Here is a 13,349-nt window from a genome sequence, read left to right as displayed (position 1 = left end):
CTCAGCCTTGTGGTCGGGTGATCCGGGTCAAACTGCCATCCTTTTTGACATATTGGTGCCAGATCGCAACCAACGCATGCGCCAGCGCCACCAGCATGAGCGCGCCTCCCACCGTTTCGTGGATTTCGCCCACGGTTCGGGACGGGGCGTTCCAGGCCACCGCGCCCAGGGCAGGGGTGAGCACCATCAGCAGATAGAGCAGCCGGTGGCCCCAGAGGGCGGCCCGTTCCATCAGCGGGGTGGCGCCGGGCAGCGGGTCAGGGGCGCCCTGCACGCGGCGCACCACGATGCGGATCAGCACGAGGACAAAGACCGTGATGCCAAGCCAGACATGCGGCGTGTTGCCTTCGAACCCGCTGGCGCCGGTCTCGATCCGGGTTTTCAGCGCCCGGCCCATGTTCTCATGCGTTAGCCATGTCGCCACAATCAGGATCGCGATGAGCCAATGCAAGGCAATCTGGAGGCGGGAATAGGCGGCGCGAGGGGACATGTCGGAGGCTCCTTGGACAAGCTATGTCTGGCTGTAACGGCGCTGGTCCCGGTTTCCGTCGGCGCGGGTCAGATGCCGGGCGGCGGCGGGGGCGGCGGCAGGATGGTGAAGAGCTGGGCCAGTTCGCGCACGTCCTCGGCCCGTTTCCAGCCATCCTGCCCGGCGGTCCAGACATAGGTGTCACGGGTCAGGGTCCCCTCGCTCGCCATGCGGCCCATCTTGGCCTTGGAAAACGGGCCCGAGGTCTGCCCGTCGACCGCGATGTGCCAGACATGTTCGACGGGCGGCGGTGGCGGAGCGGCTGGCGCGGCGGCGGCGGGGGCGGCGCCCCAGGGGCCGGGTTGCGCCATCTGCTGCGCCATCGCCATGCCCATCCCGGCGCCCAGACCGGCGGCCATGCCGCCGCCGGCGGGGTTGGCGGCAGCAGCGGTCATCGCCTCGGCCGCCGAATACTGGGTGAACTTGCCCAGATCGCCCGCCAGCCCCATCGAGGTGCGCTTGTCCAGCGCCGCCTCGACCGCAGGCGGCAGGCTGATGTTCTCGATATAGAATTCGGGCATTTCCAGCCCGTAATCGGCCAGCGGTTTCGACACCTGCGCCGCGATGAGCTTGCCCAGGTCCTGGGTGTTGGCAGCCATGTCCAGCACCGGGATGCCCGAACCCGCGATCACGCGCGAGAACTCCTGCACGATGATGTTGCGGATCTGAAAGCTGATCTCGTCCATGGTGAATTCGCCGTCGGTGCCGACGATTTCGGTCATGAACCGCGCCGGATCGGTGACCCGGATCGAATAGGTGCCGAAGGCGCGGATGCGGGTCGGCCCGAATTCCGGATCGCGCAGCATGATCGGGTTCTTGGTGCCCCATTTGAGGTCGTTGAACCGGGTGGTGTTGACGAAGTAGATCTCGGACTTGAACGGCGATTTGAAGCCGTGGTCCCAGTGCTGCAAGGTCGTCATGATCGGCATGTTGTTGGTCTCGAGCATGTAGAGACCGGGGGTGAACACGTCGGCAATCTGGCCCTCGTGGACGAAGACCGCCGCCTGCCCCTCGCGTACCGTCAGCTTGGCGCCGTACTTGATCTCGTGGCCCTCGCGCTCGAACCGCCAGACCATCGTGTCGCGGGTGTCATCGGTCCAGTGGATGACGTCGATGAATTGGCCGGACAGAAAATCGAAAATACCCATGTGTCTTGGTCCTTTTCCTTACGCTGACGTCACAGCGACAAACCCATCTTTTCCCGCGCGATGATGCGGATCACCGGGCGTGCCTCCTCGGCGCTCATGCCCTGACTGAGCCGTTTGTCATAGAGCATGGCAAGCAGTATCTCGTCCTGGCTGGTGAGCAGGGCGAATTCGTCGTCGTCGTTGAAGATCGAAGGCCGGGCGCCGGGGCTGTCGTTGGACAGGCCGAGGCCCTGGGCGATTTCCTCGTGGACGCAGCTGAGCCGCACCAGATCGGGGTGTTCTGCCCGGATCAGCGCCACCGCGCGCATATAGGTATAGGGCGCGTCGGCGGAGGTGGCGGCAAAGACGAAACAGTAGAAATCGCGCGGCAGGTTGACGAAGAGGTCAAGCTGCTGCTCGCTGATGCCGGGCACCAGGCGGCGCAGGCGGTCCTGCACGAAGGGGCCGTCATCCAGCCCGGCGACAAAGACGTGGAAATTGGCGTTGCGCTCGGCGGTCGAGACCGGGTGGCCGGTCAGGCGGCCCAGCCGCGTGGCGTAGGACTGGATGCTGGCGCGATCCTTGTCGCGGCGGTCGAGCGGCACGGTGGGGCCGAATTCGACACCGATGCGCACGGGCGCGGTCCAGCGGCTGAGCCGGCCGCTGGAGCGGCCGCCGGTGGGCACCGGGGCATTGCCGGAATACTCGTTGAAAAAGGCGATGTTGACGAAATTCCGCTCCAGATCCTCGGCGTCATAAGGCGTGTCGGGGCCGCCGCCATCGGTACGGAGAAGCCCCCGGGTAAGCAGGTCGTTCTGTACCGCGCTGTAATAGCGGGCAAGATCCTGGCTGGCGGCCGAGGCGGCCACGACCTCGGACCCGGCGGGGGCCAGCCCCGCAGGCCTTGCCGGAGGCACGGGAGAAGTGCGCGGCGGCATGTCGCAAGCCGCCAGCGCCCCAAGTGCCAGCAGCGCGACCAATCTGAGTATCGGGAGGAGTCGCGGCAAGGGATCAGCCCGGAACCGCGGTGCCGGCATTGTCGCCGGTGCCATCGGCGCGGGCGCGGGCGGCGGCCAGCGTGTCGCGCAATTCGGCCTCCATCTTCTTGAGCTCTTCCTCGGCGGCGGCGCGCTTGGCCTTGCCTTCGTCGGCGATCTGGAGGCTTTCCTGAATGGTGCCGATCAGGTCGGCATTGGCCTTTTTCACGGCTTCGATGTCGAACACGCCGCGCTCCATCTCCTTGCGGATCAGCTTGTTGCTTTCGCGCAGGTTGGCGGCGTTCGAGGTGAGAAGCTCGTTGGTCAGGTCGTTGGCGTCGCGCACGGCGGCGGCGGCCTCGGCGCTGCGCTGGATGGTGACAGCCTGCGCCAGCTGGGTTTCCCAGAGCGGCACGGTGTTGACCAGGGTCGAGTTGATCTTGGTCACCAGCGACTTGTCGTTTTCCTGCACCAGCCGGATCGAGGGCAGCGACTGCATCGTCACCTGGCGGGTCAGTTTCAGGTCATGCACCCGGCGTTCCAGATCGTCGCGGGCGGCGCGCAGGTCGCGCAGTTCCTGCGCCTTCATCACCTGGTCGCCCTCGGGCGCGGCGTCGACGGCGGCGGCCAGTTCGGGGATGTCGTGGCTGTCCAGCTCGTCCAGCTTTTCCTCGCCCGCCGCGATGTAAAGCGCCAGCTCGTCGTAGAAGCGCAGCGTCTTTTCATAGAGCAGGTCGAGCGACTTGATGTCCTTCAAGAGCGTGTGTTCATGCCGCAAGAGGTTGTCGGTGATCTTGTCGATCTGGCCCTGCACCTCTTCGTAGCGGGCGGTGAACTTGGCAAAGGGGGCGGCGCGGCCCAGCAGCCGTTCCCACCAGCTGCGTTCGCGGCGCACGTCCAGTTCGCTGACGGAAAAACCGCGAATGGTGGTGACGATGTTGCGCAGGCTGTCGCCAGCGGGGCCCACATCCTTGTTGCGGACATCGGCCAGCATGGCCTGGCTGATTTCCTGCAATTCGGCCTGCGCGCCCGAGCCGAAGCGGACTATGGAATTGGTGTCACCCATGTTGATCTCGCTCATCCGCTTGCGGATCTCGGCGCCCACGGGCGCGTCGGCCTCGGCCAGAGGCACCACCTCCTGGGTGGGTTCGGGCAGGATGACGGCGGTGACCTCCTCGACCAGGCTGACGGCTTCGGCGGCTTTCTTCTGGATGCTGTCGGACATCGGTGGGTTCCTTTGGGTTCGGGGCCGGTCAGTCCAGCCGGACGCCTTCGCGCTGCAATCTTTCGCGCAGGACGTCGATTTCGATGGTCAGGTCGCTGCGGTCGTCCAGCAGCATCTTGCGGGTGCGGGCGGCGAAATTCTGCTCCAGATCGTCAAGCAGCGCGAGATAGTCGAGCATGCTCTTCTGATCGCGGGTGCGGGCGTGAATATCGGCGAACTTGACGGTCGCGTCGCGCGCGCCCTGAAGGTAGACGGTCAGGTACTTGCGGGCGCCGGTCAGGTCGCGCGGGTCCTCTTCGACGGTGCGGAACAGTTCGCGCGCGGTGGTCTGGAAGCGTTCGACGCGGGCCTCGATCTGGCGATTGCCAGCGCGGCGGATGGCATCGGACATGTCGGCAAGCAGGGTTTCCGCCTCGCCCACCACGCGGGCGACGCGGTCCTGCTGGAAGGTGTCGATCCCCTCCATTCCCTTGTCGCGCATCGGGTCGGGGCCAAAGGCCACCAGGTGCAGGGCGCCTGCGGCAAGGCCGAAGAGACCGGCGGCCAGGACCGAGGCATCACCATCCATCAGGCCGGACTTGTAGACGGCACCCCCGGTTCCCAGCGCGGTCAGCAGCGTTGCCGCCAGTTTGCGCGGAAAGGCGGGCCGCCGCGCCACGCGGCGGGCGTGATAGGCGGCCTCGGCCCTCAGCCCCTCGCGCAAGAGCAGGGCGGCGCCGGTCCAGAGACCGGCGGCGATCAGGCCCAGGGTCAGCCCGATGGCGCCGTCGTTCAGCGAGGTGAAGACCAGCGGAATGGCGGGCACGAACATCGCGTTCGCCCGCGCGCCTGCGGGGTCCACGCGGGCACCTTCGAACTGGCCACGTTTGGGTGTTTCGGCCTGGTCCGGCTTGGCCGCCTCGGGGCTGTATTTGCCGCCATATCGCTCGGCCATCGGGTCAGAGCCCCCCCAGCCAGCCGGTGGCCACGCCGAACAGCAGCACCAGAAGCGCGGTATAGGCCAGTTTCTGAATGCTGTTCTGCGACACAGCCAATCCCCTGGTGGTTGTTCTGAAGGGAATCTAGGCGATGCGGCGCGGGCTTGCTAGGGGGAAGGTTGGGGCAATCGGCTCAGGGCCGCGGTTTGCCGCCGGTGGGGCGGGTGCCGGGCCGGGTGCCGGGCCGGGTGCCCGGTTTTGCGCCTTTGGCCGGACGCGGCCCCTTGGATGCAGCGGATTTGCCAGCGGTCGCAGGCCGGGACGGGGCCGGTTTGGTGCCCGGTTTGCCGAACGTTTTACCGTCCGGTTTGCCGACCGGTTTGGTCCCCGGCTTGCCGACCGGTTTGCCAAGCGGTTTGGACCCCGGTTTGCGGGCCTCGTTCCGCGCGGCGGCGGCCTTGGCTGCACCCGGCGCGGGCCTGCGCTTGCGTTCGGGACGGGCGGGGCGTTCGTCGGTTGGTTGGTCCTCGGCATCCAGTCCCAACTGGTCGCGCAGCACCCGGCGGCGCACCTCCTCGACCTTGCCGGGCGCAAGGGTGCCCAGCTGGAACGGACCATAGGATATCCGGATCAGCCGATTCACCACCAGCCCGATATCCTCCATCGCGCGGCGGATCTCGCGGTTCTTGCCCTCGCGCAGGCCGACGGTCAGCCAGGCGTTGGCGCCCTGCTGGCGGTCGAGCGTCACAATCATCGGCTGGAACCGCTCGCCCTCGATCACCAAACCCTGGCGCAGCGGTGCGAAATCCTCGTCCTTGGGCGTACCCTTGATCCGCACCCGGTACCGGCGCAGCCAGCCGGTCGAGGGCAGTTCCAGCTGCCGCTTGATGGCGCCATCGTTGGTCAGCAGCAGCAGCCCCTCGGAGTTGAGGTCGAGACGGCCCACGCTCATCACCCGGGGCATCTCTTCGGGCAGCTCGTCGAAAATGGTCTTACGCCCCTTTTCGTCGCGCGCCGTGGTCACCAGGCCGCTGGGCTTGTGATAGAGCCACAGCCGCGCAGGTTCGGCGGCGGCCAGCGGCGCGCCGTCGACCGTCACGCGGTCGCGTTCAGTCACGTTCAGCGCCGGGCTGTCGATCACCTTGCCGTTGACCGCGACGCGGCCGGCCTCGATCATGCGTTCGGCCTCGCGGCGCGAGGCGACGCCCGCGCGCGACAGGATCTTGGCGATGCGCTCGCCGGGGGGAGGGGTGTTGTTCATCCCCGCGCAATAGACCATTTGCCGCGCTTGCGGAAGATGGATGATCGGGGCAGGGTCGGGCATGGTTTTCAGATCGCATATGGATCAGGCGCTGGCAGAGGCGCGCGCGGCGGGCGCGCGCGGCGAGGTGCCGGTGGGCGCGGTGATCGTGGCCCCGGACGGGCGCGTGGTAGCCGCCGCCGGCAACCGCACGCGCGAGACCTGCGATCCCACCGCGCATGCCGAGATCGTGGCGCTGCGCGCGGCCTGCGCCGCCGCCGGGTCGGAACGGCTGGTGGGGCATGACCTCTATGTGACGCTGGAGCCTTGCGCCATGTGCGCGGCGGCGCTGGCTGCGGCGCGCATCCGGCGGGTGTATTATGGTGCGGCGGATCCGAAATCGGGCGGGGTGGCGCATGGGGCGCGGGTGTTCTCACACAGCCAGGCGCATCACGTGCCCGAGGTCTATGACGGTATCGGCGGCGAGGCGGCGGCGGAACTGTTGCGCGGGTTTTTTGCTGAACGGCGGGACAAGGGAGTGGAGTGAAATGGAATTCAGGTTTCGCGAGGGCGAAGAGGTGGTGGACCTGCCCGAGGCCACCGACTCGGGCGTCTATTTCATCGGCCGCATCCGCACCCCCTGGACCGACCGCAAGGACTGCCCCCGGCAGGGGCGCGAGGACGGGCCCGAATGCCGGATCGAGCTGGATGCGCGCTGGGCGCCCGCGCTGCGCGGGGTGGCGGAGTATACCTGGCTCGACGTGCTCTACTGGCTCGACAAGGGGCGGCGTGATCTGGTCATCCAGAACCCCAAGAGCGACGGCAAGCTCTTTGGTACCTTCGCCCTGCGCTCGCCTCAGCGGCCCAACCCGATCGGCCTGTCGCGGGTGCGGCTGGAGCGGGTGGAGGGCACGACGCTGGTGGTGCGCGGTCTCGATTGCCTGGACGGCACGCCGCTGATCGACATCAAACCCAACCGCTGTGAGTTCACGCCCAAGGCGGGGCCGAAAGAGACCGGTCAGGACTGAGCACTTTTGCCGGGTTGCATCCGCCACGCCCCCAACATGAGCAGGCGTGGGCAATCCGGCTAAATCAGGGCGCTTGCCGCCTTCCGATTCTGCATCACAGGCACGACCGTGGAAGGCCAGCGGATGTTGTCTGGGCAGCACGCTGGCGCATAGTGGGCGCTATCCGTCCGCCTCCAGACGGTAAACCGCGTGTTCGCCCTCGAACCCCTTGAGGCGTAGGGAAACCGGGTCCGAGAAACGGTATCCCGCGCCGCCCTCGGCCATCTGGTGCAGGGCGTCCGAGACCAGGATCTCGCCGGGACCGGCTGCGGCGGCGATGCGCGCGGCCTTGTTGACCACGGTGCCAAAGAAATCGCCGCGGTTCTCGACCACTTCGCCGGTGTGCAGGCCGATGCGCAGGGCAAGGCGCTGGTCCTGCGTTTTGGTCCCTGCCCGGATGGCCGATGCCGCATGGGCCGCGTTGGTGGCGGACGGGAACGAGGACATGGTGCCATCGCCCAGTGATTTGACCAGCGTACCGCCATGGTCCGTGACAATCGCCTCGACCCGGCGGAAATGGGCGTCGAGCAGGCGTACCCATTCGGTATCGCCCATGGCTTCGGCCAAGGCGGAGCTGTCGACGATATCGGTGAACATGATGGTGGCAAGCCCACCGGTGCCGAACCGGTGCGATCCGGCCTGGGCGGCCGCGATCAGGCGTTGAAAGGCGGTGTGCTCGATCCCCAGCTTGTCGCGGTTCGAGTCGGCCTGCGAGATATGGTGCTGGACCATCTTCCAGCTGCCGCGTTCCAGCACAAAGACAAAGGTCACCCGATGGGTGCCACGGCTGCCGGTGCCGAGAAAGGTGTAATGACTCCGATAGGTGGCCCAGCCGGTTTCGCCATGCTCATAGGCTTCGATCTCGACGTCGTCCTCGATGAAATCGGGGACCTCGGCCAGATGATCGGCGAGACCGTCGCGCACCAGTTGGCCACGCCAGAGCTCGCCATCGGCGCTGCCGATATAGACCAGCGCGTCGGATTGCGACAGGTAATGCGGCAGGTCGGCCACCTTGTGGCTGCGGATCAGGGTGGTCCAGCGGCGGACAATGGCTTCGATCTCGGGCGAGCGCTGGATCATGCCTTCCACTCCAGCCGATGGACCCGGTGCAGGCCGTCAAAGCCCTTGAGCGGGATCTCTGCCGGCGGGTGAATGACCAGGTCCGCCACCTTGCCGGTCAAATCGCAGGTGGCGCCGGAGATCACGATTTCGCCCGGTGCCGCGGCGGCGGCGATGCGGGCGGCCTTGTTGACCACGCTGCCAAAGAAATCTTCGCGGGTCTGGATCACCTCGCCGGTATGGATGCCGATCCGCAGCGCGATGGCGGGGCCGTCGGAGGCCTCGGTCGCGCGCAATATGGCTTGCGCCGCGCGCAACCCCTGCTCTGGTGACGGAAAGCTCGACATGGTGCCGTCGCCCAGCGATTTGACGAACTGCCCGCCCCGCGCCTCGATGATCTCGCGCAAGCTGTTGAAATGGCGGGCCACCTCGGACGACCACAGCCGGTCGCCCATGGCCGATGCAAGGCGCGACGAATTGACGATGTCGGTGAACATGACCGAGGCAAAGCCCTCGCGCTGATCCAGCGAGAACCCCTGTTTCGCGGCGGCGACCAGATCGGCGATGGCCGTCTGTGCGGCGCCGGTGAAATCCATGTTCGGGATCGGGACCGATCCATGGCGATGCACGATCTTCCAGGCGCCGTCCTCGAGCGTGAAGATCAGGGTCGAGCGGATCCGGAACACCCGGTCGGGCTGATTGGCAAAGATCAGCTCGTGGCACATGCAGGCCCAGCCGGTGCCGTTGTGTTCGTAAGCTTCGGCAAAGACCTCTTGATGCCTGATCATCTCAGGGATGACACCAAAGAATGCGCCGATCCCCTCGCGTACTGCCGCACCGGCCCAGATCTCGTTCTCGCCGGTTCCGACGAAACGCAGGTGTTCCCTTTCGGTCATCATGTTGCGCAGATCGTTCGGTCGCCTGTTGGGGATCGCGTCGATCCAGCGTCGCGCAAAGGCGAGAAGCTCGGGCGAGGACCGGATCATTCCCGCCACTCCAGCCGATAGAAGGTATGATCCCCCTCCAACCCTTTCAGGCGTGTTGTCTCCGGACCCGAAAAGATGAAGCCCGGCGCGGCGCCCACCATGATGCGGGTGGCGTCCGACACCCGGATTTCATCCGGTTCGGCGATGGCCGCGATGCGCGCCGCCTTGTTGACCACCGAGCCGAGATAGTCGCCGCCCGACTGCACCACGTCGCCGGTGTGAATGCCGATGCGGATCGAAAGGTTCGGCTCCTCCTCGTCCTGCGCATTGACCCGCTGAATCGCCTGCGCCGCGCGCATGGCGGCCTGGGCCGAGGTGAAGGAAGACAGGGTTCCGTCGCCCAGCGATTTTACCAGGGTTCCGCCGAATTTCTGGATGTCCGAGGCGATCTGCGCCAGATGCGCCTTGATCTTCCGGCTCCAGGCCGCGTCCCCCATCGCGGCGGCCAGCGCGGTGCTGCCGACGATATCGGTGAACATCACCGACGCGATCCCGGTCCGGCCTATGTGAAAACTCCCGACATCGGCGCTGGCCGCGAGTTCATCGAGGCTGCGCGACTCGTACCCCATCGATTCCATGCTGGCCTTTGGAACCGAATTATGGACGTGAACGATCTTCCAGACAGCATCTTCGAGGGTAAAGACGAACGTGCTGCGGAAAAATGAACTGACCTGCCGGTTCTCGGACAAGACGGTGAAGGTCGCGCAGGCCCAGCCGAAACTTCCCGCCTCGAATCCCGTGACCTTGATATCCTCGAGGATCAACCGCGCCTGTTCGTCCGTATAGGCGTTGAAACTCCGGCACAGGTCCTGCCCCGTCCAAATCTCGTTGTCGTCCGAGCCGACATAGGTCCAGGCTTCGGATCCCGAGAAGAGATTGGCCACCATCTTGGACTGGCGGCTGGCGTAATGCTGCAACCATCGCCGGGCTATGGCGGACAGTTCTGCCGATGGGGTGAAGGGATCGCTCATTCTCGCCACTCCAGCCGGTAGGTCACATGCCGCCCCTCCAGCCCCTTGAGCGTCACCTCGACAGGTTGCGAGAACCGGAAATGGCGGGCGGCGCCGACCATTATGCGGGTGGCGTCCGACAGGCAGATATCGCCCGGCGCCGCCAGCGCGGCAACGCGCGCGGCCTTGTTCACGACGGTGCCGAACAGGTCGCCGTCCTGTTCGACCAGATCGCCGGTATGCAGGCCGATCCGGATGCGCAGATGCGGCTCCTCGGTGGTGTTCGTGATGATGTTCTGCAATGTTACCGCCGCGGACAGTGCCGCCGAGGCCGAGGGAAAGGCCGACATGGTGCCGTCGCCCAAGGTCTTGATCAGCGTGCCGCCATGCTCGGTGACGATGCTTTCGACCTGTTTCAGATGCGCCTGCACGGCAACCGACCAGCGGGCGTCGCCCAGGGTTTCGGCCAGCACCGAACTGTCGGCGATATCGGTGAACATGATCGTGGCCATGCCGGTGCGCTGGAACTGGGCCGGGGTGGCAAGTGCTGCTTCGAGCAGATCCTCGAACCCGCGCGATTCGTATCCCAGCGCCTCCATGTTCGAGACCGGGTTCGAGTTGTGCACATGCACGATCCGCCAGACGCCCTGTTCAAGATGCAGAACGAAGGTGGAGCGAAAGGTGATCTCCTTGCCGGTGTCCAGCGAAACCCGCTCGCCGAACCATTCGACCCAACCCAGTTCGCCGCATTCAAAGCCGCGAAACTCGTCCCGGTCCCAGGCAAAGCTGGGGATGTCCTCCATATAGCTCGCCATGCCCCGGCGCAGCGTGTCGCCGCGCCAGATCTCGCCATGGGAGGAGCCGATATATCCCAGCGCCGGATCGGCCGAGAAGAGGTTGGTCACGGCCGCCTTGTCCCCTGACGCATAGGCGCGGAGCCATCGCCGCACGATGGCGCCAAGCTCGGGCGAGGGGGTGATGGCCGCCACGGCCTCAGACCTCGATGGGTTGCATCACCTCCGGCTCGATCACGTCGACATCGGGCAGGCCGTCGATCAGCGCCTTGGCCGATTGTTCGAGGATCGGGAAGGTCTTGTAGTGACCCGGGATCACCGTCTTGAAGTTGAAGAAGCGCTTGGACGCCCAGGCGGCGCCCTTCATGTCCATGGTGAAATGGCCGCCCGCGCTGAGGATGCCGATATCGGGTTTGTAATACTCGCCCATCCAGTCCATGTCGGCCATAATCGCGGTGTCGCCGGAGTGGTAGACCGTGTGCTTCTCGGCGCTGATCATATAGCCCACTTCCGATCCGCCGGTGCGCAGCCCCTCGGGGGTGGAGAAGGTCGAACTGTGCGAGGCGGGCACCATCGACACCCGCACGCCGTTCAGGGTGACCGTGCCGCCCTTGTTGAACCCGATGGTTTCGATCCCTTCGGTTTCGCCCCAAAATCCCATCAGGTCGTACTGGCCCACGACCGGGATCCTGAGCCGTTTTGCCAGTGGCAGCACGTCGATGACATGGTCGAAATGCGTATGGGTCAGCAGGATATGGGTGGCGCCGGCGACGGCGGCGTCGTGCTGATCCTCGGGCAGGGCGGGGTTGCCGCTGAGCCAGGGGTCGATCAGCAGCACGGCCTCGCCGCTTTCGATCCGGAAACTGCCATGTCCCAGCCAGATGATCTTCATGTGTTTCTCTCCGTGAACTGCGTTTCAGATCACCCTAGCACCGGCCGGGTGAAAATCTACGGAGAGGTTGCGGGAAATCGCGATAGGTTCGGGGCCGGACCGGTCGCGAACGGGACAGACGTGCCGTGTTTCTGTGGAGGACAAACGGGAAACAGCAGGCGGAGGGACAGGGATGCGGGAAATAACAGCGGATGTTCTGGTGATCGGCGGTGGCACCGCGGGCTTTGGCGCGGCGGTGGCGGCAGGGCGGTTGGGTCTCGATGTGGTACTGCTGGAAGCGGGGACCAAGGTGGGCGGGGTCATGGCATTCTGCCCCGGCATGCCCTGGGGCGCGGCTTATCCACAAGATGAGAGCATCGGCGGACTGATGCAGGAACTGGAGGGCCGGCTGATGGCGATGGACCCGCCGATGGCCGAGAAACGCCCCTGCACGCTGGAAAACTTCGGCCCCGAGATCCAGTACGACCACGACGCCGCCACCACGATGATGTTCGAGATGCTGGAAGAGGCGGGTGTGCGGGTGTTCGTTGGCGCGGTGGCCTTTGCCCCGGTGATGGAGGGCAACCGCATCGCCGCAGTCGAATTCTTCGACCGGCGCGGGCCGCAACGGATTGGGGCGCGGATCGTGATCGACTGTTCCGGCGATGGTGACATCTCGTCCAAGGCGGGGGTGCCGTTCACGCTGGGTGACGGGCAGGGCAACATGATGGCGGTGACCCTGTCCTTTTTCATGGAGGGCGCCGATTGGGACCGGGTGTTTGCCGAGAACGATCCCTATTTCCGCCGCTATGCCGCCCGGGGCATCGCCGAGGGGCGGTTGCATCCACATCTGGCGCAGCTCTACCTGATGAAGGGGTTTCACCCGGGCACGGTCTTCTGCAACTCGGTGGCCATTCGCGGGGTGGACGGCACCGACCCGGCCGCCGTCACCCGCGCCACGCAGGAGGGGCGGCGGCGCTGTCTGCAACTGGCGCAGTTCCTGCGCGCGGATGTGCCCGGATTCGAGGCCGCGCATATGTCGCAACTGGGGCCGACCGTGGGGGTGCGTGAGACCCGCAAGCTGGAAGGGGTGTACAAGGTCACCGGCGCCGATCTGGCGGCGGGAACCAAGTTTGCCGACGGGATTGTTGCCTGTGACAACCCGATCGACGATGTGATGCGCACCTCGGATCAGATGACCCATGACGCCATGGTCGAGCGTGGCGGTTATTACACCATCCCGTTCCGGTCGCTGTTGCCGAAAGCGGTTGAGAACCTGATGTTCGCGGGGCGCATCCTGTCGGCAGATCTGGTGGCCTTTGCCTCGGTCCGGGGGATGCCGCAATGCATGGCGATGGGTCAGGCGACCGGGACGGCGGCGCATCTGGCGATCCGCGACCGTGTGCCGGTGCAGCAGGTGGATACCGCAGAACTGGTGAGGCTGTTGTCAGAGCAGGGAGTTTCGCGTCTTGACCATGATACTGGAGCGGCCAATCCCCCTTCATTGTCATGAATCTTGAATTTTCCATGCCCATCGGTTCGAATATTGGCATTATTCGTTCAATCATTTGAACGATCTGTCGTATTGCTTGAACGTCTGAACATTC

At 65.7% G+C, this 13,349-nt stretch carries 14 protein-coding genes; 3 read left to right on the top strand and 11 right to left on the bottom strand.

The annotated features are described in order from the left end of the window. Position 1: 1 nt before the first annotated feature. The 6 genes from G0P99_RS07735 to G0P99_RS07710 all read right to left on the bottom strand — a co-directional run bounded on the left by G0P99_RS07735 (position 2) and on the right by G0P99_RS07710 (position 6,036). Complete coding sequence (locus G0P99_RS07735; protein WP_164128808.1) at positions 2-490, bottom strand: cytochrome b; 489 nt, start codon at positions 488-490, stop codon at positions 2-4. A gap of 68 nt (positions 491-558) precedes the next feature. Further along, a complete protein-coding gene (locus tag G0P99_RS07730; RefSeq protein ID WP_164128807.1) occupies positions 559-1,677 on the bottom strand; it encodes an SPFH domain-containing protein in 1,119 nt (372 codons plus the stop codon). A 29-nt stretch (positions 1,678-1,706) separates the two neighbouring features. Further along, on the bottom strand, positions 1,707-2,594 hold the full coding sequence (locus G0P99_RS07725) for a DUF2927 domain-containing protein (protein ID WP_239059744.1): 888 nt from the start codon (positions 2,592-2,594) through the stop codon (positions 1,707-1,709). A 73-nt stretch (positions 2,595-2,667) separates the two neighbouring features. Beyond that, the gene (locus tag G0P99_RS07720) at positions 2,668-3,858 is read right to left on the bottom strand and encodes a toxic anion resistance protein (RefSeq protein WP_164128805.1); all 1,191 of its coding nucleotides are present in this window, start codon (positions 3,856-3,858) and stop codon (positions 2,668-2,670) included. A 28-nt stretch (positions 3,859-3,886) separates the two neighbouring features. Continuing rightward, on the bottom strand, positions 3,887-4,792 hold the full coding sequence (locus G0P99_RS07715) for a 5-bromo-4-chloroindolyl phosphate hydrolysis family protein (RefSeq protein WP_164128804.1): 906 nt from the start codon (positions 4,790-4,792) through the stop codon (positions 3,887-3,889). A 176-nt stretch (positions 4,793-4,968) separates the two neighbouring features. Next, positions 4,969-6,036 (bottom strand): pseudouridine synthase, encoded by a 1,068-nt coding sequence (locus G0P99_RS07710; RefSeq protein ID WP_370462744.1) that lies wholly within the window; start codon positions 6,034-6,036, stop codon positions 4,969-4,971. A 61-nt stretch (positions 6,037-6,097) separates the two neighbouring features. On the opposite strand from G0P99_RS07710, the gene G0P99_RS07705 reads away from it, so the two are divergent. Together G0P99_RS07705 and tsaA are read left to right on the top strand one after the other, a co-directional pair. Beyond that, positions 6,098-6,562, top strand: coding sequence for a nucleoside deaminase (locus G0P99_RS07705; RefSeq protein ID WP_164128802.1), 465 nt, complete (start codon positions 6,098-6,100; stop codon positions 6,560-6,562). Between the two features lies 1 nt (position 6,563). Beyond that, on the top strand, positions 6,564-7,043 hold the full coding sequence (gene tsaA / locus G0P99_RS07700; RefSeq protein WP_164128801.1) for a tRNA (N6-threonylcarbamoyladenosine(37)-N6)-methyltransferase TrmO: 480 nt from the start codon (positions 6,564-6,566) through the stop codon (positions 7,041-7,043). Positions 7,044-7,202: 159 nt separating this feature from the next. Here the strand turns inward: tsaA and G0P99_RS07695 are convergent, their stop codons facing one another. Genes G0P99_RS07695 through G0P99_RS07675 form a run of 5 tightly spaced genes read right to left on the bottom strand, consistent with a single transcriptional unit; the run spans position 7,203 to position 11,763 of the window. After that, positions 7,203-8,162 carry a nuclear transport factor 2 family protein gene (locus G0P99_RS07695; protein WP_164128800.1) on the bottom strand — a complete coding sequence of 320 codons (960 nt, stop codon included), beginning with the start codon at positions 8,160-8,162 and terminating at the stop codon, positions 7,203-7,205. Next, on the bottom strand, positions 8,159-9,127 hold the full coding sequence (locus G0P99_RS07690) for an adenylate/guanylate cyclase domain-containing protein (RefSeq protein ID WP_164128799.1): 969 nt from the start codon (positions 9,125-9,127) through the stop codon (positions 8,159-8,161). The genes G0P99_RS07695 and G0P99_RS07690 overlap by 4 nt, the downstream gene beginning before the upstream one ends. Further along, positions 9,124-10,098, bottom strand: coding sequence for an adenylate/guanylate cyclase domain-containing protein (locus G0P99_RS07685; protein WP_164128798.1), 975 nt, complete (start codon positions 10,096-10,098; stop codon positions 9,124-9,126). Before G0P99_RS07685 ends, G0P99_RS07690 begins: the two co-directional genes overlap by 4 nt. Continuing rightward, the gene (locus tag G0P99_RS25025) at positions 10,095-11,066 is read right to left on the bottom strand and encodes an adenylate/guanylate cyclase domain-containing protein (protein WP_164128797.1); all 972 of its coding nucleotides are present in this window, start codon (positions 11,064-11,066) and stop codon (positions 10,095-10,097) included. The genes G0P99_RS07685 and G0P99_RS25025 overlap by 4 nt, the downstream gene beginning before the upstream one ends. Positions 11,067-11,070: 4 nt before the next feature. Further along, positions 11,071-11,763 carry a metal-dependent hydrolase gene (locus G0P99_RS07675; RefSeq protein WP_164128796.1) on the bottom strand — a complete coding sequence of 231 codons (693 nt, stop codon included), beginning with the start codon at positions 11,761-11,763 and terminating at the stop codon, positions 11,071-11,073. A gap of 172 nt (positions 11,764-11,935) precedes the next feature. On the opposite strand from G0P99_RS07675, the gene G0P99_RS07670 reads away from it, so the two are divergent. Next, on the top strand, positions 11,936-13,255 hold the full coding sequence (locus tag G0P99_RS07670) for an FAD-dependent oxidoreductase (protein ID WP_164128795.1): 1,320 nt from the start codon (positions 11,936-11,938) through the stop codon (positions 13,253-13,255). Positions 13,256-13,349: the final 94 nt, after the last annotated feature.

Source organism: Ruegeria sp. PrR005, from assembly GCF_010500245.1.
Lineage (GTDB): Bacteria > Pseudomonadota > Alphaproteobacteria > Rhodobacterales > Rhodobacteraceae > Ruegeria_B > Ruegeria_B marisflavi.
The sequence above is the reverse complement of the archived record's forward strand: the minus strand, read 5'-3'. Positions and strand labels throughout refer to the sequence as shown.

What these genes read in the sequence shown, in the direction of transcription:
- G0P99_RS07730 (WP_164128807.1), bottom strand. Translation starts at nt 1,677, where the DNA reads ATGGGTATTTTCGATTTTCTGTCCGGCCAATTCATCGACGTCATCCAC.
- G0P99_RS07685 (WP_164128798.1), bottom strand. Translation starts at nt 10,098, where the DNA reads ATGAGCGATCCCTTCACCCCATCGGCAGAACTGTCCGCCATAGCCCGG.
- G0P99_RS07690 (WP_164128799.1), bottom strand. Translation starts at nt 9,127, where the DNA reads ATGATCCGGTCCTCGCCCGAGCTTCTCGCCTTTGCGCGACGCTGGATC.
- G0P99_RS07725 (WP_239059744.1), bottom strand. Translation starts at nt 2,594, where the DNA reads ATGCCGCCGCGCACTTCTCCCGTGCCTCCGGCAAGGCCTGCGGGGCTG.
- G0P99_RS07710 (WP_370462744.1), bottom strand. Translation starts at nt 6,036, where the DNA reads ATGAACAACACCCCTCCCCCCGGCGAGCGCATCGCCAAGATCCTGTCG.
- G0P99_RS07675 (WP_164128796.1), bottom strand. Translation starts at nt 11,763, where the DNA reads ATGAAGATCATCTGGCTGGGACATGGCAGTTTCCGGATCGAAAGCGGC.
- tsaA (WP_164128801.1), top strand. Translation starts at nt 6,564, where the DNA reads ATGGAATTCAGGTTTCGCGAGGGCGAAGAGGTGGTGGACCTGCCCGAG.
- G0P99_RS07735 (WP_164128808.1), bottom strand. Translation starts at nt 490, where the DNA reads ATGTCCCCTCGCGCCGCCTATTCCCGCCTCCAGATTGCCTTGCATTGG.
- G0P99_RS07670 (WP_164128795.1), top strand. Translation starts at nt 11,936, where the DNA reads ATGCGGGAAATAACAGCGGATGTTCTGGTGATCGGCGGTGGCACCGCG.
- G0P99_RS07705 (WP_164128802.1), top strand. Translation starts at nt 6,098, where the DNA reads ATGGTTTTCAGATCGCATATGGATCAGGCGCTGGCAGAGGCGCGCGCG.
- G0P99_RS07695 (WP_164128800.1), bottom strand. Translation starts at nt 8,162, where the DNA reads ATGATCCAGCGCTCGCCCGAGATCGAAGCCATTGTCCGCCGCTGGACC.
- G0P99_RS07715 (WP_164128804.1), bottom strand. Translation starts at nt 4,792, where the DNA reads ATGGCCGAGCGATATGGCGGCAAATACAGCCCCGAGGCGGCCAAGCCG.
- G0P99_RS07720 (WP_164128805.1), bottom strand. Translation starts at nt 3,858, where the DNA reads ATGTCCGACAGCATCCAGAAGAAAGCCGCCGAAGCCGTCAGCCTGGTC.